Origin of the sequence: Arthrobacter sp. UM1 (genome assembly GCF_020483305.1) — a bacterium.
Lineage (GTDB): Bacteria > Actinomycetota > Actinomycetes > Actinomycetales > Micrococcaceae > Falsarthrobacter.
This window is the reverse complement of sequence record NZ_JACWAB010000002.1, coordinates 354,569-378,512: the sequence shown is the minus strand read 5'-3', so window position 1 is coordinate 378,512 and position 23,944 is coordinate 354,569. Positions and strand designations below refer to the sequence as shown.

Here is a 23,944-nt window from a genome sequence, read left to right as displayed (position 1 = left end):
TCGCTCCGAAGCAACTTTTCAATCTTACCAGAACCCCCAGCCCCGCGCAACCCCACACCGTCCGCGCCCTTCCAGGCCGTTCAGGTGGGAGTCGCTTCCGCGACGCTGGCCGTTTCCGGCGCGAGATAAAACTCTACACACCCGCCACCGACCACGCAAATCGAAGAGCTCCCCCACCACGAGAGGGCTTCTGCGCTGTCCCCCACGCCGCACCGCTGCCCCGAGAACCCCGGAAACACACGGAAGCGGCGGCCGCCTGTTCGGCGGAGCCGCCGCTCCCATTTCAGTGTCCGGTGCTGCCGAGAGGCCCCTGGCATCGTTTCCGATGCTGTGGCTCCAGCCACACTGCTGCGAGCTCTGCACGGGCTCGGTGTTTCCGCTCCCCCGAACAGGGGATCCGGTCTCATCCGCTCCTCACACAGCTGGACCGGTCTCTCCCGCTGGCTGCGCACTGTGTCGCACTAGCCGCGCACTGTGTCGCACTAGCCGCGCACCGTGACCTTCGCCTTGTTCTTCTTCCCGCGCGAGACGAGGTAGACCGCCTCCTGCTCGCCCGAGCGCAGCGGCGCCTCCCCACTGAGCAGGGACTCCGCGTCCGTCACCCGCTCGTTGTTGACGCTCGCGGCGCCGTCGTTCACAAAGCGGCGGGCGGCCGTCTTGGACTCCGCGAAGCCGGCGGCCACCAATGCGTCCACCACCGTGGCCTCGGGAGAGACCTCAGCGGACGGGAGCTCGTCGAGCACTCCGCCCAGAATCTCAGGGTCCAGAGCGGAGAGGTCCTTGCCCCCGAAGAGCGCGCCGGCAGCCTCGATGACCTGGTGCGCGGCCTCCTCGCCGTGCACGAGCGAGGTGACCTCGAAGGCGAGCCGCTTCTGGGCCTCGCGGGCGAACGGCCGCTCCTCCACGGCGCGGCCGTACTCCTCGATCTGCTCACGCGTGAGGAAGGTGAAGACTTTGAGGCGGTCCACCACGTCCGCGTCCGCGGTGTTGAGCCAGAACTGGTACATCCGGTACGGGCTGCACATGGAGGCGTCGAGCCAGATGGCGTTGCCCTCGCTCTTGCCGAACTTGGTGCCGTCCGAGTTGGTGATGAGCGGCGTGCCGAGCGCGTGCGCGGTCTGGCCCTCCACCTTGCGGATGAGCTCCGTGCCGGAGGTGAGGTTGCCCCACTGGTCCGAGCCGCCGGTCTGGAGCCGGCAGCCGTGGCGCCGGAAGAGCTCGAGGTAGTCCATGCCCTGGAGGACCTGGTAGCTGAACTCCGTGTAGGAGATGCCCGCGTCCGAGTTGAGGCGGCTCGCCACGATGTCCTTCTTGATCATCGTGCCTACGCGGAAGTGCTTGCCCACGTCGCGGAGGAAGTCGATGGCGGACATCGGCGCGGTCCAGTCGAGGTTGTTGACGAACACCGCCCGGTTCGAGCCCTCGAGGTCGAGGAACTGCTCGAGCTGGCCGCGGAGCTTGGCCACCCACTCCCCCACGACCTCCTTGGAGTTGAGCACGCGCTCGGCGGTCTGCCGCGGGTCTCCCACGAGCCCCGTGGATCCGCCGACGAGCGCGAGCGGGTGCAGCCCCGCGAGCTGGAGGCGCCGCATGACGAGGATCTGGACGAGGTTGCCGAGGTGGAGGCTCGGCGCCGTCGGGTCGAAGCCGCAGTAGAACGTGCCGCCGGGCGTGGAGAGGAACTCCTCGAGCGCCGCCTCGTCCGTGGTCACCTGCATGAGACCGCGCCAGCGCAGCTCCTCATAGACGTTCGCGAAGGAGGAGTCGTTGGCGTGCGGTGCGGGGCTCAGCGTCCCCTCTGCTGGCGACGTGGCGGTCATGCCCGGCGTCCTTCCCTCGGTGAATCGTCTGCGGCGGGGCCCTCGGCGGCCGCCCTGTCCAGTATGCCCTGCACGCCGGGCGGCAGAGAATCGACGGCGAGCACGTGCAGGCGCTGGGTTGAGCGCGTCATGGCCACGTAGAGCGAGCCCGGCCGGCCGCCGTCGTCCTCGAGAATGCCCTCGGGGTCCATGAGGACCACCGAGTCGAACTCGAGGCCCTTGGCCTCGTGGGCGTCGAGCACCCGGACCTCCGGCAGTCCGGCAAGCGCTTCCCTCGCCGGAGCGGCGGCCCGGCGGGGCACGACGGCGGCCACGAGTCCCCCGGCCGCCTGTTCGAGCTCGGCCGCACAGGCCTCGACGAGGCCCTCCCGCCAGCGCTCGCCGGGCACGGTGGAGAGGACCGGGGCGGCGGCGTCTCGGATGGGCCGCGGGGCCTCGATCTCGGCGCCGAGCTCCCGCGCGACGGCGACCGCCGCGTCCGAGATCTGCCGCGGCGTCCGGTAGTTGACCGTGAGGGCGAGCTCGTCGAACCGCCCGCCCGTGAAGGGCTCGAGCGCCTCGGACCACGAGCGGGAGGAGCCGGGCGAGGAGGCCTGGGCCATGTCCCCCACGATGGTCATGGAGCGGATCGGCACCCGCTTGAAGACGGTGTGCCACTGCATGGGCGTGAGCTCCTGGGCCTCGTCCACGATGACGTGGCCGTAGGCCCACGTGCGGTCGAGGTCCGCCGCCGTCGCCGCATTGATCCGCCGCTCGGGACCGGACATCGAGCGCTTGACGTCCTCGGCGGAGATGATCCCGTCCACGCCGAAGTTCTCCAGCTGGGTGTTGACGTTCTCCAGGGCGCGCTCGGCGTTCTGGGTGTCGCGCGCGTCCTGATCCTCCCGCTCGCGCAGCCGCCGGGCGTCGTGCGGATCGAGCGGGCCGAGGAGGTCCGCCAGCTCGTCGAGGAGCGGGACGTCCCCGAGGGTCCACTCCGCCGGCTCGCGGCGGATGAGGGCCGCGATCTCCCGGCTCGAGAGCTCGGGCGCGGCGTCCACGAGGAGCTCCGGGCGGGTCAGCAGCTCCCCGAGCACCTTCTCCGGTGTGAGCGGCATCCAGGCGAGGTTGACGGCCACGCGGACGTCCGAGGAGGCGGCGACGTCCTCCGCCACGTACGAGCGGTCCGCCTTGTTGCCCTTCGAGCGCTCCTTGATCTGCTCCGTGACCCGCTCGGTCACCGCGTCCATGAGCGTGCTGACGAACGTGTCCCGGGCCTTGTTGTGCGGCTGCCGCGTGGCCCGGGCCTTCTCCTGGGCGTGCTTGACCATTCCAGGGGTGATCGTGGTGCGGAAGCCCTCCACGTTGACCTCGCGGGGCCGGGAGAAGGTCCGCTGGCGCTGCCGGACGGCCCGCTTCAGGATCTCCCGCCACACCGCGCGGCCCTTCACCTCGGCGGCGAGCGGAGCGTCCTCGCGGGCGGTGGCCACACCGGGGTACAGCTCGCCCACGGTCCGCATGACCACGCCCGTCTCGCCGAGCGAGGGCAGGACGCGCTCGATGTACTCGAGGAACGCCGCGGACGGCCCCACGAGCAGGACGCCGCTGCGGCTGAGGCGCTCCCGGTGGGTGTAGAGGAGGTAGGCGGCGCGGTGGAGCGCCACGGCGGTCTTGCCCGTGCCCGGACCGCCCTGCACCACGGTGACGCCGGCGAGCGGGCGGCGGATGATCTCGTCCTGCTCGCGCTGGATCGTCGAGACGATGTCGTGCATCCGTCCCGTCCGCTTGGCGTTGAGCCCGCGCAGCAGGGCCCCGTCTCCGCCGGTCCCCACGGTCTCGCCCTCGAAATCGGGCGAGAGGACCTCGTCGTCGAGCCCGACGACGGTGCGGCGGCGCAGCATGATGTGGCGGCGCCGGGCCACCCCCTGCGGGTCGAAGGCCGTGGCCTGGTAGAAGCGTCCGGCCTCGGGAGCGCGCCAGTCCACGAGCATGCGCTGGGACTCGGCATCCGTCAGGCCGATGCGGCCGATGTGCGACTCGGCCCCGCCGTCCTCCGGGGTCAGGGAGCCGAAGACGAGGCGGTCCTCGACGGCGAACAGCTGGGCGAGCCGGTCCTCGTGGAGGGCCGCGAAGGAGTCCCGCTCCGAGACCTTCTGGGCCGAGCCCGAAGGGCCCTGGCGGCGGACCGCCGAGAGCTCGGCCTCCTTCTCCCGCCGGAGCTCGTCCAGCCGGGCGTAGAGCGCGTCCACACGGCGCTGCTCTGCCTCGACGATCGCGTTCTGGCCATCACCCACGTGTGCTGCGAGCCTCTCTCTCGACGAGCCGGGAGCCGGACGGTCCCGAGCTGATCCAGTGTACGCCGCGGGCTACATCCGAGGGTCGACGTCCGTCCGCTCGAACGGCTGCGACTCGTCCTCGCGCGAGTACGCGATGCGGCGGTGGGCCCGGTCCGTGCTCGCCTGCCAGAACTCCACGTAGTCGGCGACGACGGCGAACGCCTTCCAGTCCGGGTCCACGTCCGTCCCGGCCAGCGGGCGCTGACGGTAGTCGGCGGCCGAGGTCTCGTCGTCGAGCCGGACGACGCGGCCGCGGACGCTCACCTGGCGGCCCACCTCCGGCCAGTAGAACGTGAGGGCGGCCCGGGGGTTCTCCTCGATGTCCTCGACCTTGCGCGTGTCCAGGTGCGTGGCGAACTGCCAGCCGTTGTCCACGATGTCCTTGAGGATGAGCGTCCTCGCGGAGACGGCGCCGTGCGCGTCCGCCGTGGAGAGCGTGGCCGCGTGGGGCTCGACGACCTGGCGGTCCACCGCCGTCTCGAGCCACGCGACGAACGCCTCCGCCGGGTCCTCCGGCCATCCCCCGTCCCCCGCCTCGAAGGGCGGGAAGATCTCGGGGAAGACCGGCAGGGCCCGCAGGCGCTGGCGGAGGGACAGGCTGCTCACGGACGTGTTCACGGTGCTCCTTCGACGATCCTGTCTTCGGCGAACTGCTGCTGGGAGGCGAGGACCTCCCGGGCCTTCTCGAGCTGGGCCGCGACGGCGTCCGGCGCCGTCCCGCCCTGGGCGCTGCGCGTGGAGAGCGAGCCCTCGGTGGAGAGGACGCCGCGCACCTCGGGCGTGAGGCGGGAGTCCACGCGGGCGAACTCCTCGTCCGTGAGGTCCCACAGCTCGACGCCGCGCTCCTCGGCGATCCGGACTGCGCCGCCGGAGATTTCGTGGGCCTCCCGGAAGGGCACGCCCTGGCGGACGAGCCACTCGGCGATGTCCGTGGCGAGGGCGAACCCCTGCGGGGCGAGCTCCGCCATCTTCTCCGTGTTGAAGCCCAGGGTGGCGATCATGCCGCTCACCGCGGGCAGGAGGAGCTCAAGCGTGTCCGTCGCGTCGAACACCGGCTCCTTGTCCTCCTGGAGGTCGCGGTTGTACGCGAGGGGCAGGCCCTTGAGCGTCGCGAGCAGCCCCGTGAGGTCGCCGATGAGGCGGCCCGACTTGCCGCGGGCGAGCTCCGCCACGTCCGGGTTCTTCTTCTGCGGCATGATCGAGGATCCGGTGGAGAACGCGTCGTCGAGCTTCGCGAAGCCCACGTCCTTCGTGGCCCAGAAGATGACCTCCTCGCTGATGCGGGAGAGGTCCACGCCGATCATGGCGCACACCCACGCGTACTCCGCGAAGACGTCGCGGGCGGCCGTGCCGTCGATCGAGTTCCACACGGCCGAGTCGAACCCGAGGTCCTCCGCGACGGCGTTCGGGTCGAGGCCGAGGCTCGAGCCCGCGAGGGCGCCCGAGCCGTACGGCGAGACGGCGGCGCGCTTGTCCCAGTCGATGAGGCGCTCCACGTCCCGCAGCAGCGGCCACGCGTGGGCCAGCAGGTGGTGGCTGAGGAGCACGGGCTGGGCGTGCTGCAGGTGGGTGCGGCCCGGCATCGGCGCGTACGGGTGCGCCTCGGCCTGGGACACGAGCGCCCGGACGGTGTCCAGGACGCCCTGGGCGATGATCCGGGCGTGGTCCCGCAGGTACATGCGGCCCATCGTGGCGATCTGGTCGTTCCGAGAGCGCCCGGCGCGCAGCTTGCCGCCGAGCTCGGGGCCCGCCCGCTCGATGAGGCCGCGCTCGAGGGAGCCGTGGACGTCCTCGTCTCCCGCGGAGGGCGCGTACGCCCCGGAGACCACGTCCGCCTCGAGGCGGTCGAGGGCCTCGACCATGCCCGAGAGCTCGGCCTCGGTGAGCAGCCCCGCCTTGGCGAGGACCCGCGCGTGGGCCCGGGAGCCGGCGATGTCGTAGCGGGCGAGCCTCCAGTCGAAGTCCGTGGACTTCGAGAGCGCGGCGAGCGCGTCAGCGGGGCCTCCGGAGAAGCGTCCGCCCCAGAGGGCGCCTTCGTTCGTCCCGGCCACGGCTACTTCAGCTTCGCGACGTCGTCGACCGACTGGACCTCGCCGAGGCGGGCCGCGCGCTCGCTCGCCACCTTGGCCGAGAGGCCGTAGATGTCGATGAAGCCGCGGGCGCTCGACTGGTCGAACGCGTCGCCCTCGTCATAGGTGGCGAGGTTGAAGTCGTAGAGGCTCGAGTCCGAGCGGCGGCCGTTGACCACGGCCTGGCCCGCGTGGAGCGAGAGGCGGATCTCGCCGGAGACGTGCTCCTGGGTCTCGTCGACGAACGCGTCGAGCGAGCCCTTGAGCGGGGAGAACCACTGGCCGTCGTAGACGAGCTCGGTCCAGCGCTGGTCCACGGTCTTCTTGAAGCGGGCCTGCTCGCGCTCGAGGGTGATGTCCTCGAGGTGCTTGTGGGCCGTCATGAGCGTCATGGCGCCCGGGGCCTCGTAGATCTCGCGGCTCTTGATGCCCACCAGGCGGTCCTCGACGACGTCGATCCGGCCCACGCCCTGCGCGCCGGCGCGGCGGTTGAGCTCCTCGACGGCCTGGAGCGGCGTCACGGCGCGGCCGTCGATCTTGACGGGGATGCCCGCCTCGAACGCGATGGTGACCTCGTCCGGCGCCGGCGGGAACTCGGGCGCCTGCGTGTACTCGTAGACGTCCTTGGTGGGCGCGTTCCAGATGTCCTCGAGGTAGCCGGTCTCCACGGCGCGGCCCCAGACGTTCTGGTCGATCGAGTACGGGTTCTTCTTCGTGGTGACGATCGGGAGGCTGTTGGCCTCCGCGTAGTCGATGGCCTTCTCGCGCGTCAGGGCGAGGTCGCGGACCGGCGCGATGCACTTGAGGTCCGGGCCGAGCGTCTGGATGCCGACCTCGAAGCGGACCTGGTCGTTGCCCTTGCCCGTGCAGCCGTGGGCGACCGTCGAAGCGCCGAACTGCTTCGCGGCGGCCACGAGGTGGCGCACGATCACGGGGCGCGAGAGCGCGGAGACGAGCGGGTAGTGGCCCATGTAGAGGCCGTTGGCCTTGAGGGCCGGCATGCAGTACTGCTCCGCGAACTCGTCCCGGGCGTCCGCCACGTAGGCCTCGACGGCGCCGCAGTCCAGGGCGCGCTGGCGGATGGTCTCCAGGGACTCGCCGCCCTGTCCCACGTCCACGGCGACGGCGACGACCTCCGCCCCGGTGGCCTCGGCGATCCAGCCGATGGCGACCGACGTGTCCAGTCCGCCCGAGTAGGCGAGAACGATCCGCTCTGTCATGCGCTTCTCCTAGGTCTGCGTGTTTGCTCTATGCATAGTCTTGCATAACTATGCACACGGCGTCCAACGGGGTCAGCTCCGCGGCCCGGACGACTCCGCGAGCTCGAGGAAGTACCGGGCGAGCTCCTCGCCCGCTCCCCCGGTCCGGCCGATGACCATGATCGTGTCGTCGCCCGCGATCGTGCCGAGCACCGTGGAGAGTGCCGCGGCGTCGATGGCCTGGGCGAGGAAGTTCGCGGCCCCCGGCGGCGTGCGCAGCACCGCGAGGTTGCCCGTGCCCTCCGCGGTCACGAGCACCTCCTGGCACAGCCGGGCCACCCGCGCGACGAGCGCCCCGCCCGAGGCCGCCTCGGCCGCGGACGCGATGTCCTCGCGAACAAGATAGCGCAGAACGCCGCCCTCTCCCCGCACGCGGAGCGCGCCGACCTCGACGAGGTCCCGCGAGAGCGTCGCCTGGGTCACCTGGACGTCCGACTCCTCGAGCAGCTGGGCGAGCTCCCCCTGCGAGCGGACCACGTTCTCCCGCAGGAGGGAGCGGATCCGGGCCTGGCGGGCGGTCTTCGTCGTCGGCGCGCTCATGCGGACACCTCCGGGCGCCGGTCGACGAAGGAGCTGGAGGCCTCCGCGCGCTGGAGCAGCCAGACGAGGAGCGCCTTCTGCGCGTGCCGGCGGTTCTCCGCCTCGTCCCAGACGCGGGACCGGGAGCCGTCGATGACGTCCGCGTCCACCTCCACGCCGCGGTAGGCGGGCAGGCAGTGGAGGAAGACGGCCTCGGGCCGCGCGAGCGCCATGAGCTCCTCGGTGACCCTGAAGCCCTCGAAGGCGCCGGCCCGCTCGCTCTTCTGCCCCTCCTGGCCCATGGAGACCCAGGTGTCCGTGGCCACGACGTCCGCGCCGGAGACGGCCTCGCGGGGCTCGTCGACGACGGCGACCGATCCGCCCGTCTCCCCGGCGATCCGCTGCGCCTCCTCGACGACGGCCGGGTCCGGGCGGTACCCCTGGGGCCCGCAGAGCCGCACGTGCATGCCGGCGAGGGCACCGCCGAGCGCGTAGGAGCTCGCCATGTTGTTCGCGGCGTCGCCGATGTAGGCGAGGGTGCGGCCCGCCGTCGTGCCGAACTCCTCCCGGACCGTGAGGAGGTCGGCGAGGATCTGGCAGGGGTGGAACTCGTCGCTCAGGGCGTTGACCACGGGCACCCGGGAGAAGCGGGCCATGGTCTCGAGGCCCGCCTGGCCGAAGGTGCGCCACACGATCGCCGAGACGGTCCGCTCGAGGATGCGGGCCGTGTCCTCGACCGACTCCTTGTGGCCGATCTGGGACTCGCCGGGGTTGACGATGAGCGCCTGCCCGCCGAGCTCGGCGATGCCCGCCGCGAAGGAGAAGCGGGTGCGGGTGGAGGTCTTGTCGAAGATCACGGCGACCGTCTCGCGCGCGTCCCCGTGCGCCAGGGGCGTGCGGGAGTGCGGGGCGGCTTTGAGCGCCGCGGCGAGGTCGAGGACCTCGGCCTGCTCGGCCGGCGAGAGGTCGCTGTCCTTGAGGAAGTGCCGGACGGCGGGGCGGCTCGAGTCCTCCCCGGCTCCGCGGGCGTGGTCTGCTGTCAGGGCGTCAGTCATGGTCGGGCTGGCCTTTCCTGGCGCCGGAGAGGATCTCCGGCATGGCGTGGATGAACTCCGCCGCCTCGGCCTCGGCGAGGACGAGCGGCGGGGCGAGTCGGAGGGTGCTCCCGCTCGTCGCGTTGAGCAGGAAGCCCCGCTCTTGGGCGGAGCGGACCACGTCCGGGGCGGTGAGCCCCTCCGCGAGCGCCGCCTCCGAGAGGTCGGCGCCGAGGAGCAGCCCGGCCCGGCGCACGGCGCCGATCTCCGGGAGCGCGTCCAGACCCGCCTCGAGCTGGGCGCCTCGAGCCTCCGCCGCCTCGAGGAGCCCCTCCTCCTCGATGACCGCGAGCGTCTCGAGCGCGGCGCGGGCCGCGAGCGCGTTGCCGCCGAACGTGGTCCCGTGGCCGCCCGGGGAAAAGAGGCGGGAGACCTCGGGGCCGCGGGTGAGCAGGGCCCCCACGGGGAACCCGCCGCCGAGGCCCTTGGCGAGCGTCACCGCGTCCGGCTCCACGCCCTCGGAGGCGAGCCACCGGCCCGTGCGGCCGATCCCGGTCTGCACCTCGTCTGCGATGAGCAGCGCGCCGGCGTCCCGGGTCAGCTCCCGCAGGAGGCGCAGCCACCCCTCGGGCGGCGGCACGACGCCCGCCTCCCCCTGCACGGGCTCGACGACGACGGCGGCCGTCGCCGGGCCGATCGCAGCCCGCGCCGCCTCGGCGTCGCCGTACGGGATGCGCCGCACACCGCCCGGCAGCGGCTCGAAGGGGGCGCGGTAGGCCTCTTTGGACGTGAGGGCGAGCGCGCCCATGGTCCGGCCGTGGAAGGCGCCCTCGAAGACCACCACCTCGGTGCGGGCGCCGCCGTCCCGGGCGTTCGCCGCGGCGGCGTGAAGACGGGCGAGCTTGAAGGCGGCCTCGTTGGCCTCGGCCCCCGAGTTGACGAGGAACGCCGCCGAGCCCTCCGGCAGGCCGGCGAGGCGGATGAGCCGCTCCGCGAGCGCGATCTGCGGCGGGGTGGCGAAGAAGTTGGAGACGTGGGACAGCGTCGCCGCCTGGTCCGCCACGGCCGCGGCCCAGCGCGGGTGCGCGTGGCCGATCGCGTTGACGGCGATCCCGCCGAGGAGGTCCAGATAGGCGCGCCCGTCCGCGTCCCAGACCCGGCATCCCCGGCCCTTGACGAGGGCGAGCTTCGGCGGCCCGAACATGCCCGTGTAGGAGCGTCCGTAGCGACCGAGCAGCTCCGAGGACGGGGTCTGGCCCTGAGCCTCGGCCGACTGCTGCGGGTCCGCCTGGTCCGGTGTCTCGCTCTGGTGCTGCGTCTCGGTCTGGTGCTGCGTCATGGTGTCACCTGCGTTCCGATGCCTGCGTTGGAGAGGAGCTCGATGAGCATGGAGTGCGGAGCCCGGCCGTCCACGATCGAGGCGGCGCTCACCCCGCTCCGCACGGCGGCGAGGCACGCCGCCATCTTGGGGATCATGCCGGACTCGAGGGACGGGAGCAGCTCCTCGAGCTCGTCGGCGGGGAGGGAGGAGACGAGCGAGCCCTTGTCCGGCCAGCTGCGATAGAGGCCCTCGACGTCCGTCAGGATGACGAGCCGGGACGCCCCGAGCGCGGCGGCCACGGCTCCGGCCGCCGCGTCCGCGTTGACGTTGAGCACGCTGCCGGTCGGCTCGCCGTCCCGGTACTCCGGCGCCACGGTGGAGACGACGGGGATGCGGCCCGCCTCGAGGAGGTCCAGCACGGCCCGGGGGTCCACGCCGGTGACGTCCCCGACGAGCCCGAGGTCCACCGGCTCCCCGTCCTGCTCGCCTGTGCGCCGCTGGGCCTGGAGCAGGCCCGCGTCCTCGCCCGAGAGGCCCACGGCGTACGGCCCGTGCCGGTTGACGAGCCCCACGAGCTCGCGCCCCACCTGCCCGGTGAGCACCATGCGGATGACGTCCATGGCCTCCTCGCTCGTGACCCGGTATCCGCCGCGGAACTCGGACGGGACGCCGACCCGCTCGAGCATCGCGTTGATCTGCGGGCCGCCGCCGTGCACGACGACGGGCCGGATGCCCACGTGGTGGAGGAAGACGACGTCCGCGGCGAAGGCCTCACGCAGCTCCTCGCTCACCATCGCGTTGCCGCCGTACTTGAGCACGATCGTGGAGCCCGCGAAGCGCTGGATCCACGGGAGCGCCTCGACGAGGCTCGCGGCGCGCTGGGCCGCCGCTTCGAGGACGGCCGACTCGCCGGCCGCGGGCGCCGACCCCTCGGGGGCCGGCGCGGCGGGCGGCGGGGTCTCGGGTGTGGGAGTCATGCCTGGTCCTTTCGCGGTGCGCCTCTAGGAGGAGTAGGCGCTGTTCTCGTGGACGTACTCGTGCGTGAGGTCGCTCGTGAGGATCGTGGCCTCCGCGTCTCCGGCGCCGAGGCCGATGACGATCGACGCCTCCCGCGGGGCGAGGTCCACGAGCGAGCGGTCTTCGCCGAGCCCTCCCGCGCGGGAGACCTCGACGCCGTTGACGCGGACACTCACGTCGCCCGGCTCGAACGCGCAGGCGGTGGTGCCGAGCGCCGAGAGGATGCGCCCCCAGTTCGGGTCCGCCCCGAAGATCGCCGTCTTGACGAGGTTCGAGCGGCAGACGGCGCGGGCCGCCGTCCGGGCGTCCTCGACGGAGGCGGCCGACTCGACCGTGACCGCGATGGTGTGGGCGGCGCCCTCGGCGTCGTCGATGAGCTGGTACGCGAGGTCCTGGCAGAGGGCCGTGAGGCCCGCCGTGAACGCCGCCGCGTCCTCGCGGGCCGCCTCGCCCGAGGCGAGCAGGAGGACCGTGTCGTTCGTGGACATGCAGCCGTCCGAGTCGGCGTGGTCGAAGGAGACCGCGCAGGCCTCGCCGAGGGCCGCGTCCGCCTCCTCGGCCGAGATCTCGGCATCCGTGCAGAGGAACACGAGCATCGTCGCGAGCGAGGGGGCGAGCATGCCCGCGCCCTTGGCGATGCCCACGATCCTCGACCCGCCCGGCAGCGTCACCGCCGCGGCCTTGGGCTTGCTGTCCGTGGTCATGACGGCGCGGGCCGTCTCCTCGACCGAATCGCGCCGCACGCCCGCGCACGCGGCCTCCGCGCCGGCGAGGACCTTCTCGCGCGGCAGCCGCTCGCCGATGAGGCCGGTCGAAGCCACCGCGACGTCCGCGGCGCTCACGCCGAGCAGCTCGCCCAGCCGCTCGGCCGTGGCGTGCGTGTCCTGGAAGCCCTCGGGCCCCGTGCACGCGTTGGCTCCCCCAGAGTTGGCGACGACGGCGCGGATGCGCCCGTCTCCCACCGCCTCCCGGGTCCAGAGCACAGGCGCCGCGGCGAACCGGTTCACTGTGAGCCTCACCGCAGCGGTGTCCGTGCGGCCCTCGTTGACGATGACGGCGAGATCCGGTCCACCGCTTGCCTTGAGGCCGGCTTCGACGCCGGCCGCGCGGAAGCCCGCGGGCCACTGCGCCGGGGCGCGCTCGACCTCGACGCCCTGGACGGTCGAGAACCGGGCGAGCGGCTCGGGAAGGGTGCTGGTCACGGTGGGCCTCCTCGGCGGGCGGTGGGTACAGGCAGCGGGTTCAGGCGGTGGGTTCTGGCGGGCGGGCGTCAGGGCGCGAGGCCGCCGCCGGTGAGCCCGAGCGTCTCCTCGAGCCCGAGGGCGATGTTCATGGACTGGACCGCGGCCCCCGCGGTCCCCTTGGCGAGGTTGTCCAGGGCGACGCTCGCGATGACGCGGCCCGTCCTCGGGTCCAGGGCGGCCTGGGTGTGGACGTAGTTCGAGCCCAGGACGGACTGGGTGGCGGGCCACTGGCCCTCGGGCAGGAGGCGGACGAACTCCTCCCCCTCCCACGCGCTCGCCCAGGCCTCGCGCACCGCGGCCGCGTCCGTGCCGGGGCGGACGCGCGCCGTCGCCGTCGTGAGGATGCCCCGGGGCATGGGGGCGAGCGTCGGCGTGAAGGAGACCGAGACGCCCTCCCCCGCGGCCCAGGAGAGGCCTTGCTCGATCTCGGGGGTGTGGCGGTGGACGCCGCCGACGCCGTACGGGGACATCGAGCCCATGGCCTCGCTGGCCATGAGGTGCGGCTTCATCGCCTTGCCCGCGCCCGAGGTGCCGGAGGCGGAGACGATGACGACGTCCGCAGGCTCGAGCAGGCCGGCCCGGAATCCCGGGGCGAGGGCGAGGAGCGAGGACGTGGGGTAGCAGCCGGGGACCGCAATGCGCCGGGCGCCCTTCAGCCGGGAGCGCTGGCGGCCGCCCTCGGCGAGCGGCAGCTCCGGAAGGCCGTAGGGCCAGGTGCCCGCGTGGCTGCCGCCGTAGAACTCCTCCCACGCGCCGGCGGACTCGAGGCGGAAGTCCGCGCCCGCGTCCACGACGAGCGACTCCTCGCCGAGCTCCGCCGCGATCGCACCGGACGAGCCGTGCGGGAGGGCGAGGAAGACGACGTCGTGGCCCGCGAGGGTGTCCGGCGAGGTCTCCTCGATCCGGAGGTCCCGGAGCGCGTGGACATGCGGCTGGAGCTCCCCGAGGGAGCGGCCCACGCTCGAGCTGCCGGTGACGGTCTTGACCGCGACGCCGGGATGCATCGCCAGAAGGCGCAGGAGCTCGCCACCGGCGTAGCCGCTGGCGCCTGCGACGGCTGCTGAGATCTTCATGCGTCGAGTATATGGAAAATTATGCACTCTCGGCAATAGTTATGCATCCTCGCCTTCTGGAAGCGCCTAAGCTGGCTGGGACACCGAGAACCAGAGGAAGAGGCGATCCCCGTGCCGCATCCCGCCGCCCCCGAGGAGAGGACCTTGCAGGTCCCGGAGACCATGACCGTCGTCGAGGCCCGCGAGGCCGGCGGCTCGGACGTGCTCCGCACCGCCGAGCGCCCCGTGCCCTCCCCCGGTCCCGGCCAGGCCCTGCTGCGCGTGGCCGCGGCCGGCGTCAACTTCATCGAGACCTACCAGCGCTCCGGCGCCTACCCCGTGGAGTACCCGGCGGTGCTGGGGTCCGAGGCGGCGGGGACGGTCGTCGCCGTCGGCGAGGGCGTCGAGGACGTGCGGGTCGGAGACCGGGTGACCACCGCGAGCGCCGTCGGCTCCTACGCGGAGTACTGCCTCGCCCCCGCGGACCACCTCATCCCCGTGCCGGAGGGGCTCAGCCTCGCGACGGCCTGCGCCGCGAGCCTCCAGGGCCTCACCGCGCACTACCTCATGACGAGCGTCTACCCCGTCCGCGAGGGGGACGAGGTGCTCATCCACGCGGGCGCGGGCGGCGTGGGGCAGATCGCGATCCAGATGCTCAAGCGCCGCGGGGCGCGCGTCTTCACCACGGCCTCCACCCCGCAGAAGCGGGAGCTCGCCTTGAGCGCCGGCGCGGACGAGGCCTTCGGCTACGAGGGCTTCGCCGACCGCGTCCGGGAGGCCACGGGCGGCCGCGGCGTCGCGGCGGTGTTCGACGGCGTCGGCCGCACCACCTTCGAGGAGTCCCTCGCGAGCCTCGCGCCGCGCGGCACGATGGCCCTCTTCGGCGCGGCCTCCGGCCCGGTACCGCCGTTCGACCCGCAGGAGCTCAACCGCCGCGGCTCCCTCGTCCTGACGCGCCCCTCGCTGGCGCACTTCCTCGCGACCGCAGAGGAGCGCGCATGGCGGGCCGCCGACGTGTTCGGGCCGCTCGCCGACGGCGACCTCGCCGTCTCCGTCACGGAGTACCCGCTCGCCCGGGCGGCAGACTCGCAGGATGCGCTCACGTCCCGCTCGACCACCGGAAAGATCGTCCTCACGCCGTGATCCACTCCCCGCAGCTCCCCGGCTCCGCTCAGGCCCCCGCTCCCCGGACTCTCTGGGAGGTCTTCGAGTCCACCGTCGAGGCGCACCCCGAGGCGCCGGCCCTCGACGACGGCGAACGGCCCCTCACCTACCGGGAGCTGCACGCAGCGGTGCTCGAGGCGGGACGGGAGATGACCGCTCTCGGCCTAGGCCCCGGGGACAAGGTGGGCATCCGCATCCCCTCCGGCACGAGCCGGCTCTACACCGCGATCCTCGCGGCCGTCTCGATCGGCGCCGCCTACGTGCCCGTGGACGCGGACGACCCCGAGGAGCGGGCCCGGCTCGTCTTCTCCGAGGCCCGCGTGGCCGGGGTCGCCACGCAGGACGGCGTGGTCCTCTCCGGCGAGCGGACCGCCCCGCATCCCGCGCCCCGGCGGCCGCGGCTCGAGGACGACGTGTGGGTCATCTTCACCTCCGGCTCGACGGGCACGCCGAAGGGTGTGGCCATCTCCCACCGCTCCGCCGCCGCGTTCGTGGACGCCGAGCGGCAGCTCTTCCTCCAGGACGCGCCGCTCGGCCCCGGGGACCGGGTCCTGGCCGGGCTCTCGGTGGGCTTCGACGCGAGCTGCGAGGAGATGTGGCTCGCGTGGGGCAGCGGCGGCTGCCTCGTCCCCGCGCCCCGCTCGCTCGTGCGCTCCGGCGTGGACCTCGGCCCGTGGCTCGTCTCCCGCGAGATCAACGTGGTCTCCACGGTGCCCACGCTCGCGGCGCTCTGGCCCGCGGAGGCCCTCGAGAACGTCCGCCTGCTCATCTTCGGCGGCGAGGCCTGTCCGCCGGAGCTCGCTGCGCGCCTCGCCACCGAGGGACGGGAGCTGTGGAACACGTACGGGCCCACCGAGGCCACCGTCGTGGCCTGCGCCGCGCCGATGACGGGCGAGGGCCCCATCCGCATCGGCCTGCCCCTCAACGGCTGGGACCTCGCGGTGGTGGACGAGGACGAGGTCCCGGTGGCCGAGGGAGAGAGCGGACAGCTCATCATCGGCGGCGTGGGGCTCGGCCGCTATCTCGACCCGGCCAAGGACGCCGAGAAGTACGCCCCGATGCCGACTCTCGGCTGGGAGCGCGCCTACCGCTCCGGCGACCTCGTCACCTACGACCCGGCCGGCCTGCTCTTCAACGGCCGCGCGGACGACCAGGTCAAGCTCGGCGGGCGCCGGATCGAGCTCGGCGAGGTCGAGTCCGCCCTCCAGTCCCTCCCCGGCGTCCACGGGGCCGCGGCGGCGGTCAAGGGCGGCGGCGCCTCCCCGCAGGTCCTCGTGGGCTACGTGGTTCCCGAGCAGGGCGCGGACTTCGACGAGTCGGCGGCCTCCGCCGCGCTGCGCGAAGACCTCCCCGCGGCGCTGGTCCCGCGGCTCGCCGTCGTCGACACCCTCCCCACGAAGTCCTCCGGAAAGGTGGACCGGGACGCGCTCCCGTGGCCGCTCGCGGGCGCCGGGGACGACGACGGCGACACCGCCGAGCTCGACGCGCTCGGCCCGGAGGCCAGGTGGGTCGTGGAGTCCTGGGCAGCGGCACTCTCCGCCGCGCCGGGGAGCCTCGACGCGGACTTCTTCGCGCTCGGCGGCGGCAGCCTCCAGGCCGCGCAGCTCGTCTCCGTGCTGCGGCAGCGCTACCCCGCCGTGACCGTGGCGGACGTCTACGACAGGCCCCGGGTCGGCGCGCTCGCCGAGCACCTCGTGGGGCAGGCGGACGGGCCGCCGGCGCTCGCGGAGCAGCGGACCGTGCGGCGCACGCCGAAGCGGGCCCAGTGGGCGCAGACGCTCGTGGGCGTCCCCTCGCTCGTGCTCGTGGGGCTGCGGTGGCTCGTGTACCTCGCGATCGGCCTGACCGTCCTCGACTGGGCGGGAGTCCGCACGCAGATCCCCGCCCCGCCGCTGTGGGCCACCGCCCTCGCGTGGCTCGTCTTCGCCGCGCCCGTGGGACGCATGGCCGTCTCCGTGGCCGCCGCCCGGCTCCTGCTGAGGGGTGTGAAGCCGGGGACGTACCCGCGCGCCGGATCGGTCCACCTGCGGCTCTGGACGGCGGAGCAGATCGCGTCCCTCGTGGGCGCGGTCTCGCTCTCCTCCGCCGTGCTCGTGCCCTACTACGCCCGGGCGCTCGGCGCGAAGATCGGCCGGGGCGTGGACCTGCACTCCGCGCCGCCCGTGACCGGGATGCTCAAGATCGGCGAGGGCGCCTCCGTGGAGCCGGACGTGGACCTGACCGGCTGGTGGGTGGACGGAGACGCCGTCCACATCGGCGCGGTCCGGATCGGCGCCGGCGCCCACATCGGCGGGCGATCCACGCTGGGCCCGGGCGCAGCGGTGGGCCGGGACGCGCACATCGACCCGGGCTCCGCCGTGACGGGCCGGATCCCCGCCGGACGCCGGGCCTCCGGCTCCCCCGCGGCCCCGACCGGCAGGGCCAAGCCGAGCTGGCCCGCCGAGCGGCCAGGCCGCAGCCGCGCGTGGGCGCTCGTCTACGCCGCCTCGGGAGCGCTGCTCTCCCTCCTGCCCTTCCTCGCGGCGGTGCCGGGCGTCCTGCTCGCCGCCTCTGCCGCCGGCCTCGCCGAGACCGGCTCCCTCCACGCCCGGATCCTGCCCGCGCTCTGGGCCGTGCCGCTCGCAGGACTCGTCTGGTTCGCCGTGCTCGCCCTCCTCACTGTGGGTGCCGTGCGGCTCCTCGCGATCGGTCTCAGCCCCGGCTACTGGCCCGTGCGCTCCCGGGTGGGCTGGCAGGCCTGGGCCACCGAGCGCCTCCTCGACTCGGCCCGCGAGCTGCTCTTCCCCCTCTACGCCTCGCTCTTCACTCCCGTGTGGCTGCGGATGCTCGGCGCGAAGGTGGGGAAGAACGTGGAGATCTCCACCGTCCTCTGCATCCCCTCGCTCACCACCGTGGCCGAGGGGGCGTTCCTCGCCGACGACACGATGGTGGCCACCTACGAGCTCGGCGGCGGCTGGATCCACATCGGCCCCGCGAAGGTAGGCAAGCGCTCCTTCCTCGGCAACTCCGGCATGGCGCAGCCCGGACGCAAGGTTCCCAAGAACTCGCTCGTGGCCGTGCTCTCCGCCGCACCGGCCAAGGCGAAGTCCGGCTCCTCGTGGCTCGGCTCGCCGCCCTCGCGCCTGCGCCGCACCGCCGTCGAGTCCGAGTCGGACCGCACCTTCGCGCCGGGTCCCCGCCTCAAGGCCGCCCGGGCCGGGTGGGAGCTGCTGCGCGGAGTGCCCGTCATGGTGTCCGCCCTCCTCGCCGCCGGCGTCCTCATGGCGCTCTCGTGGATCTGGACGTCGCTCCTCGAGGCCGGGCTGCCCGCCTGGGGCGCGGCGCTCTGCACCGCGCTGCTCTCCGGGCTCGTGGCCTTCGCCGCCTCACTCGCGGCCGCGGGCTCCGCCGTCGCCGCCAAGTGGATCTTCGTGGGCCGGATCCGCCCGGGCGAGCACCCGCTCTTCAGCTCCTTCATCTGGCGCAACGAGGTGCAGGACACGTTCGTGGAGCTCGTCGCCGCTCCCTGGTTCGCCTACGCCGCCGCGGGCACGCCCGCCATGACGCTCTGGATGCGAGCGCTCGGCGCGAAGATCGGGCGCGGCGTCTGGCTCGAGTCCTACTGGCTTCCGGAGGCCGATCTCGTCACGCTCGGCGACGGCGCGAGCGTCAACCGCGGCACCGTCCTGCAGACCCACCTCTTCCACGACCGCGTCATGGCCATCGACACAGTGACCCTCGAGGCAGGCTCTACACTGGGACCTCACAGCGTCATCCTGCCGGCGGCCGAGCTCGGCGAGGCGTCCACCGTGGGCCCCGCCTCGCTCGTCATGCGCGGGGAGCGGATCCCCGGCTCCACCCGCTGGACGGGCAACCCGGTGGCGCCCTGGCTCGAGACCCCCGCTGACTAAGGACCCCTCTCCGTGACGACTCTCCCGCCCGACCACCACCGTCTCCACGACCCCGCGGAGGACCCGTACCTGCCCGGGGCCGAGCGGGCCGGGATCGTCCCGCGGCACTACGAGCTGGACCTCTCCGTGCGGCTGCGGAACAACCGCCTCACGGGCACCGCCGTCATCACCGGCCGGATCCCGGCGACGACGCGCCAGCTCGTCCTCGACCTCGTAGGGCTGCGCGTCAAGAAGGCCCTCATCGACGGAAAGCCGGCCGAGCGCGTCAAACAGACCCGCACCCACCTCTTCCTGACGTCCAAGCACGACCTCCCCCGCAACGCCGAGGTCTCCGTCACCGTGGTCTACGAGGGCTCGCCCGGGCCCCGCCGAGGCCTCTGGGGCGAGGTCGGCTGGGAGGAGCTGACCGACGGCGTGCTCGTGGCCGGCCAGCCCAACGGCGCGCCCACCTGGTTCCCCTGCGTGGACCACCCGTCCTGCAAGGCCACCTTCGACATCGCCGTGTGGACGGACGCCGGCTACCGGGCCCTCGCCAACGGACAGCTCGTCGACACCGCTCGCAAGGGGTCCACACACCGCTGGGTCTACCGGGAGAAGCACCCCACGAGCACCTACCTCGCCGCCCTGCAGATCGGCCGGTACGACGTCGTCGAGCACACCGGGCGAGTCGGGTTCGCCGCCTCGCATGCCCTGGCCCGGAAGGCGCGCGCCGCGCTCGCGGACCAGCCGGCCATGTTCGCGCTCTTCGAGCGATGCTTCGGCCCCTACCCCTTCGAGGCCTACACCTCGGTGGTGAGCGACGACGAGCTCGAGATCCCGCTCGAGGCGATGGAGATGAGCCTCTTCGGGGCCAACCACCTCACCTCCGCGTGGGAGAGCCAGCGGCTCATCGCGCACGAGATGGCCCATCAGTGGTGGGGCAACAGCGTGACGCTGCGGCAGTGGAAGGACCTCTGGCTCCACGAGGGATTCGCCTGCTACGCGGAGTGGCTCTGGGCCGAGGAGTCCGGACGCTCCACGGCACGGGCCGAGGCGGAGGAGGCCTACGCGGGGCTCGCCGCCAAGCCCCAGACCCTCACGCTGGCCGACCCGGGCGCGCAGGACATGTTCGACGACCGCGTCTACAAGCGCGGCGCCCTCGCCCTCCATGCCCTGCGGGCGGCCCTCGGCTCCGAGGCGTTCTTCGCGGTGCTCTCGCGCTTCCAGTCCCGGTTCGCCCACGCGACGGCCTCCACCGAGGACTTCCTCAGCCTGGTCGAGGACCTGCACGGCTCCGAGACGCGGGAGGTCCTTCTCCCGTGGCTCTCGGACACCGCGCTTCCGCCGCTGCCCTGACGCTCCGGACCGTGTGACGGCCCTCAGCGGGGCGGCTCAGCTGTGCGGTTCAGGTGCGCTGTCCAGCTGCGCCGTGCCCGTCAGACGAGCACATCAGACGAGCCCGCTGCGCCCGTCGCGGCGCAGCAGGAGGGCGGAGAGCGCCGCGCCGACGAACACGCCGAGGGCCAGGTTGTGCGTGGGCACCACGATGGCCACGGTGACGAGCATGATGGCGGTCTCCCTCCACCCCGCCTCCCTGAGGCGGGCCGGCGTGACGCTGCGCAGGTCAACGGTCGTCAGACCGAGGAAGACCATGACCGCCACGAGGGCCGCCATCGGGATCTCGGCCACGATGGGGCGGAGGACGAGCACGAGCACAAGCAGGCTGAGCCCCGCCGCCGCGCTCGAGATGCGGGTCCTCCCGCCGGAGGCCTTCACGTTCATGATGGACTGCCCGATCATGGCGCAACCGCCCATGCCGCCGATGAGGCCCGCCGCGATGTTGGCGATGCCCTGGCCCCGAACCTCGCGCGGCTGATCAGTGGGCGTGCCCGTGAGGCTGTCCACCACCCGAGCCGTCATGAGGGTCTCGACCAGGCCCACCACGGCGATCCCGACGGCGTAGGGCGCCACGGCGGCGAGCGTGTCCAGGGACAGCGGAACGTGCGGCAGGCCGATCTCGGGAAGCGCCGTCGGCAGCCGGCCCCTGTCCCCCACTGTGGGCACGCGAACGCCGGCGAGCGTCGCCACAGCCGTGACGATCACGATCGCGAAGAAGGGCGAGGGCGACGACGGCCAGAGGCGGGAGCAGCCGAAGACGATGACCACGCCGAGCCCCGAGAGCCAGTAGACGGCGCCCGGCACTCCCTCGAGCTCCGGAAGCTGCGAGAGCAGCATGAGCGTGCCGAGCGAGTTGACGAACCCCACCATCACCGGCCGGGTCACGAAGCGCATGAGCCGGTGGATGCCCGCAAGGCCGAGCAGGATCTGCAGCGCGCCGCCGAGCAGCACCGCGAGCACGAGGTGGTCCACCCCGTGCGATCTCACGAGCGGTGCCGTCACGAGCGCCACGGCTCCCGCAGCGGCAGTGACCATCCCGGGCCGTCCGCCGACGACAGCCGCCGCCACCGCCATGACGACGGCGGTGAACAGGCCCACGCGGGGATCGACGCCCGCCACGATGGAGAACGCGAGCACCTCCGGGATGAGCGCGAGCGAGGTGACGAACCCCGCGAGCAGCTCGCGCCCGAGAACGCGAGGGCGACGGAGGGCCAGCCGCGAGGACTGGCGCTCCAGCGCCTCTTCCAGGGTGCGTGACGCGGGCGAGGAGGTCACACTCGCTGAACCGCTCCGCAGCGGTCAGCGGCGGCCTGCACGGCCGATGCCCGAGCCTCGCTGGCCTCGTCTGCCGTCAGGGTTCGGTCCGCCGCCCGGAAGCGCAGACCGAATGCAAGCGACTTCCGGCCCGGCTCGATCCCCTCTCCCTCGTAGACGTCGAACAGCTGAACGTCCTCGAGGAGCTCCCCCGCTCCGTCGCGCAGCGCCGACTCGACGGCTCCGGCGAGCACCGAGGAGTCCACGACGAGCGCGACGTCCTGCGTGGTCGCCGGATGCGTCGAGAGAGGGCGGGCGACGACGACGTCCGCGCTCGCCTCGCTGAGGGCGCTCACGTTCACCTCGAAGACCGCCACGCGACCCGGAAGGTCCAGGGAGGCCGAGAGCTTCGGGTGCAGCTCTCCCGCCCAGCCCACGTGCGTGCCGTCAGGCAGGGACAGCGCGGCACAGCGGCCGGGGTGGAACGCATGGTGCGCGGCGCGCTCGGCGACGAGCTCGACCCCGACGAGGTCAGCCGCGAGACGCGCGCCGTCCAAGGCGTCCGTCACGTCCACCGGGCGCGGCTTCACGCCGGCCCCCGGCGCGGTGTCGTGGCCGAGGAACAGGCCCGCGGCGTAGAGGGGCTGCTCCGGCAGCCCGGCGTCGAGAGCCTCCAGCTCCGCGTCCGAGGGCAGGGCGCCGAGCGGCGGGATGCTCGCCGTCCCGATCCGCTGTCCCGGGCGGGGCAGGAAGACCTGACCGCCCTCGAAGAGCGCGAGATCGCGGAACCCGCGCGCGGAGTTCCGCTGGGCCACGCCGATGAGACCCGGCAGGATCGAACGGCGCATCTGCGAGAACTCGGAGCTCAGGGCGTTCTCCAGGACGACCGCCTCAGGGGCCGCCCCGTCCTCCGCCGCACCGAAGAGCGAGTTCTGCTCCGCGGAGACGAACGGATAGCTGAGCACTTCGGTCATCCCGGCGTCCGCCAGACCCTGGAGGATGCGGCGCCGATGGCGCTGCAACGGCGTGTACCCGCGGCCGGGAGGCGCGACCGGGAGAGTCGAGGGCAGGCGGTCGAAGCCGTCCAGGCGGACGATCTCCTCCACGAGGTCCTCCGGCGTGCCCAGGTCATACCGCCACGAGGGAGACGTGACGAACAGGGCCTCCCCCTCCCGGCGGACTGCGCAGCCGAGGGCCGCGAGCAGCTCCTCCTGGCGCTCCGGGGAGTAGTCCACGCCCACGCGGCGCGGGGCGAGGTCCAGCGGGAGCCGGACCTCTGCGCGAGCGGCAGTCACCGGGACGGCGCCGGGCTCGGCGCTCGGGCCGCTCTGCGTGACGATCAGATCGGTGCCGACCGAGGTCTCGGTGGCGCCCGCGAGCTCCACGAGGAGGTCGACCACGCGCTGCGCGGCCACTGCGGTCACGAGCGGGTCCACGCCGCGCTCGAAGCGCTTGGACGCCTCCGAGGAGAGCTTGTGCGCGCGGCGGGAGCGGGCGATGGAGACCGTGTCGAAGTGGGCGGCCTCGACGAGGATGCGGGTGGTGGTGTCCGAGACCTCGCTGTGGGCGCCCCCCATGATGCCGGCGAGGCCGAGGGCCTGCTCGGCGTCGGCGATGACGAGGTCGTCCGGGGTGAGGGTCCGCTCTTTGTCGTCGAGCGTCGTGAGCTTCTCGCCCTTCTCCGCCCTCCGCACCGTGATGCCGCCGGCGATCCGGTCCGCGTCATAGCAGTGGTTCGGCTGGCCGAGCTCGAGCATGACGTAGTTCGAGACGTCCACCGCGAGGGAGATGGAGCGCATGCCAGCGAGGCGCAGGCGGCGGGCCATCCACACGGGCGTGGGCACGGTGGGGTCCACGTTCTCCACGACGCGGGCCACGAAGCGGTCGCAGCCGGGCACCCCGTAGACCGGAGCGCTGTCCTCGATCCGCACGGGGTAGGAGCCGTCGAGACGCGTCGGGCGCACGGCCTCCGCCGGGTCCGCGGACTCGGTGCCGGTGGCCAGCCCGTACTCGCGCGCCATGCCGCGCACGGAGAAGGCGTACCCGCGGTCCGGCGTCACGTTGACCTCGGCGGCCTCCTCGTTGAGACCGAGCAGCTCGAAGACGTCCGTGCCCACCTCGGGATCGAGGCCGAGGCGGGACAGCACGATGATCCCGTCATGGTCCTCCCCCAGCCCGAGCTCGCGGGCCGAGGCGATCATGCCCGCGGACACGTGCCCGTACGTCTTGCGCGGCGAGATGCGGAAGTCCCCCGGGAGGACGGCGCCGGGAAGGGTCACGACGACCTTGTCCCCCGCCTCGAAGTTGTGCGCTCCGCACACGATCCCCTGGACGCCGGACGGGTCGATCCCCTCGCCCTCCAGCGCGGGCTGTCCCTCCGGCGCCACGCGCACCTGGCACCAGTTGATCGTCTTGCCGTTCTTCTGCGGCTCCTTCTCGAGCGAGAGGACCTGGCCGACGACGATGGGGCCGCTCAGCTCGGCGCCGGGGCGGTGGATCTCCTCCTCCTCGAAGCCGACCTTGACGACGTCGGCGAGGACGTCCTCGGCGCGGGCGTCCGCAGGCAGGGCGGTGTGCTCTCGGAGCCAGTCCAATGGCAGGCGCATGTC

16 protein-coding genes are annotated in these 23,944 nt (G+C 73.1%); 3 read left to right on the top strand and 13 right to left on the bottom strand.

Annotated elements, in window-relative coordinates:
• Window positions 1-482 precede the first annotated feature (482 nt).
• The 11 genes from tyrS to argC all read right to left on the bottom strand — a co-directional run bounded on the left by tyrS (window position 483) and on the right by argC (window position 13,671).
• Window positions 483-1,820, bottom strand: coding sequence for a tyrosine--tRNA ligase (gene tyrS, locus H9I38_RS05060; RefSeq protein WP_226337647.1), 1,338 nt, complete (start codon window positions 1,818-1,820; stop codon window positions 483-485).
• Window positions 1,817-4,093: a HelD family protein gene (locus H9I38_RS05055; RefSeq protein ID WP_226337646.1), complete on the bottom strand. Its 2,277-nt coding sequence runs from the start codon at window positions 4,091-4,093 to the stop codon at window positions 1,817-1,819. Before H9I38_RS05055 ends, tyrS begins: the two co-directional genes overlap by 4 nt.
• A 72-nt stretch (window positions 4,094-4,165) precedes the next feature.
• Window positions 4,166-4,753 carry a pyridoxal 5'-phosphate synthase gene (locus H9I38_RS05050; RefSeq protein ID WP_226337645.1) on the bottom strand — a complete coding sequence of 196 codons (588 nt, stop codon included), beginning with the start codon at window positions 4,751-4,753 and terminating at the stop codon, window positions 4,166-4,168.
• Complete coding sequence (gene argH / locus H9I38_RS05045) at window positions 4,750-6,186, bottom strand: argininosuccinate lyase (RefSeq protein ID WP_226337644.1); 1,437 nt, start codon at window positions 6,184-6,186, stop codon at window positions 4,750-4,752. The genes H9I38_RS05050 and argH overlap by 4 nt, the downstream gene beginning before the upstream one ends.
• Before the next feature lie 2 nt (window positions 6,187-6,188).
• A complete protein-coding gene (locus H9I38_RS05040) occupies window positions 6,189-7,424 on the bottom strand; it encodes an argininosuccinate synthase (protein WP_226337643.1) in 1,236 nt (411 codons plus the stop codon).
• A gap of 72 nt (window positions 7,425-7,496) precedes the next feature.
• Complete coding sequence (argR, locus tag H9I38_RS05035) at window positions 7,497-8,003, bottom strand: arginine repressor (RefSeq protein ID WP_226337642.1); 507 nt, start codon at window positions 8,001-8,003, stop codon at window positions 7,497-7,499.
• A complete protein-coding gene (gene argF / locus H9I38_RS05030) occupies window positions 8,000-9,037 on the bottom strand; it encodes an ornithine carbamoyltransferase (protein ID WP_226337641.1) in 1,038 nt (345 codons plus the stop codon). The genes argR and argF overlap by 4 nt, the downstream gene beginning before the upstream one ends.
• Window positions 9,030-10,355 carry an acetylornithine transaminase gene (locus H9I38_RS05025; protein ID WP_226337640.1) on the bottom strand — a complete coding sequence of 442 codons (1,326 nt, stop codon included), beginning with the start codon at window positions 10,353-10,355 and terminating at the stop codon, window positions 9,030-9,032. Before H9I38_RS05025 ends, argF begins: the two co-directional genes overlap by 8 nt.
• Window positions 10,352-11,314, bottom strand: coding sequence for an acetylglutamate kinase (argB, locus tag H9I38_RS05020; RefSeq protein WP_226337639.1), 963 nt, complete (start codon window positions 11,312-11,314; stop codon window positions 10,352-10,354). Before argB ends, H9I38_RS05025 begins: the two co-directional genes overlap by 4 nt.
• 24 nt (window positions 11,315-11,338) lie before the next feature.
• Window positions 11,339-12,556, bottom strand: a complete 1,218-nt coding sequence (argJ, locus tag H9I38_RS05015; RefSeq protein ID WP_226337638.1) for a bifunctional glutamate N-acetyltransferase/amino-acid acetyltransferase ArgJ — start codon at window positions 12,554-12,556, stop codon at window positions 11,339-11,341.
• A 68-nt stretch (window positions 12,557-12,624) separates the two neighbouring features.
• The gene (argC, locus tag H9I38_RS05010) at window positions 12,625-13,671 is read right to left on the bottom strand and encodes an N-acetyl-gamma-glutamyl-phosphate reductase (protein WP_226337637.1); all 1,047 of its coding nucleotides are present in this window, start codon (window positions 13,669-13,671) and stop codon (window positions 12,625-12,627) included.
• Between the two features lie 162 nt (window positions 13,672-13,833).
• Here argC and H9I38_RS05005 point away from each other — a divergent pair, with 162 nt between their 5' ends.
• From H9I38_RS05005 to H9I38_RS04995, 3 genes are read left to right on the top strand one after another with little or no spacing between them, the layout of a single operon-like run.
• Entirely contained in the window at window positions 13,834-14,793 is a 960-nt protein-coding gene (locus H9I38_RS05005; protein ID WP_226337675.1) for a quinone oxidoreductase family protein, read from the top strand.
• On the top strand, window positions 14,790-18,704 hold the full coding sequence (locus tag H9I38_RS05000; RefSeq protein ID WP_226337636.1) for a Pls/PosA family non-ribosomal peptide synthetase: 3,915 nt from the start codon (window positions 14,790-14,792) through the stop codon (window positions 18,702-18,704). Before H9I38_RS05005 ends, H9I38_RS05000 begins: the two co-directional genes overlap by 4 nt.
• 12 nt (window positions 18,705-18,716) lie before the next feature.
• Entirely contained in the window at window positions 18,717-20,039 is a 1,323-nt protein-coding gene (locus H9I38_RS04995) for a M1 family metallopeptidase (RefSeq protein ID WP_226337635.1), read from the top strand.
• Window positions 20,040-20,132: 93 nt separating this feature from the next.
• Here H9I38_RS04995 and H9I38_RS04990 read toward each other — a convergent pair whose 3' ends face one another.
• Complete coding sequence (locus H9I38_RS04990) at window positions 20,133-21,356, bottom strand: SulP family inorganic anion transporter (protein WP_226337634.1); 1,224 nt, start codon at window positions 21,354-21,356, stop codon at window positions 20,133-20,135.
• Window positions 21,353-23,941, bottom strand: coding sequence for a phenylalanine--tRNA ligase subunit beta (gene pheT / locus H9I38_RS04985; protein ID WP_226337633.1), 2,589 nt, complete (start codon window positions 23,939-23,941; stop codon window positions 21,353-21,355). The genes H9I38_RS04990 and pheT overlap by 4 nt, the downstream gene beginning before the upstream one ends.
• Between the last annotated feature and the right edge of the window lie 3 nt (window positions 23,942-23,944).

Excerpts from the sequence above, each read along its gene's own strand:
- H9I38_RS05005 (WP_226337675.1), top strand. The coding sequence starts at position 13,834 with ATGACCGTCGTCGAGGCCCGCGAGGCCGGCGGCTCGGACGTGCTCCGC.
- pheT (WP_226337633.1), bottom strand. The coding sequence starts at position 23,941 with ATGCGCCTGCCATTGGACTGGCTCCGAGAGCACACCGCCCTGCCTGCG.
- H9I38_RS05040 (WP_226337643.1), bottom strand. The coding sequence starts at position 7,424 with ATGACAGAGCGGATCGTTCTCGCCTACTCGGGCGGACTGGACACGTCG.
- argB (WP_226337639.1), bottom strand. The coding sequence starts at position 11,314 with ATGACTCCCACACCCGAGACCCCGCCGCCCGCCGCGCCGGCCCCCGAG.
- argC (WP_226337637.1), bottom strand. The coding sequence starts at position 13,671 with ATGAAGATCTCAGCAGCCGTCGCAGGCGCCAGCGGCTACGCCGGTGGC.
- argF (WP_226337641.1), bottom strand. The coding sequence starts at position 9,037 with ATGACTGACGCCCTGACAGCAGACCACGCCCGCGGAGCCGGGGAGGAC.
- argR (WP_226337642.1), bottom strand. The coding sequence starts at position 8,003 with ATGAGCGCGCCGACGACGAAGACCGCCCGCCAGGCCCGGATCCGCTCC.
- H9I38_RS05025 (WP_226337640.1), bottom strand. The coding sequence starts at position 10,355 with ATGACGCAGCACCAGACCGAGACGCAGCACCAGAGCGAGACACCGGAC.
- tyrS (WP_226337647.1), bottom strand. The coding sequence starts at position 1,820 with ATGACCGCCACGTCGCCAGCAGAGGGGACGCTGAGCCCCGCACCGCAC.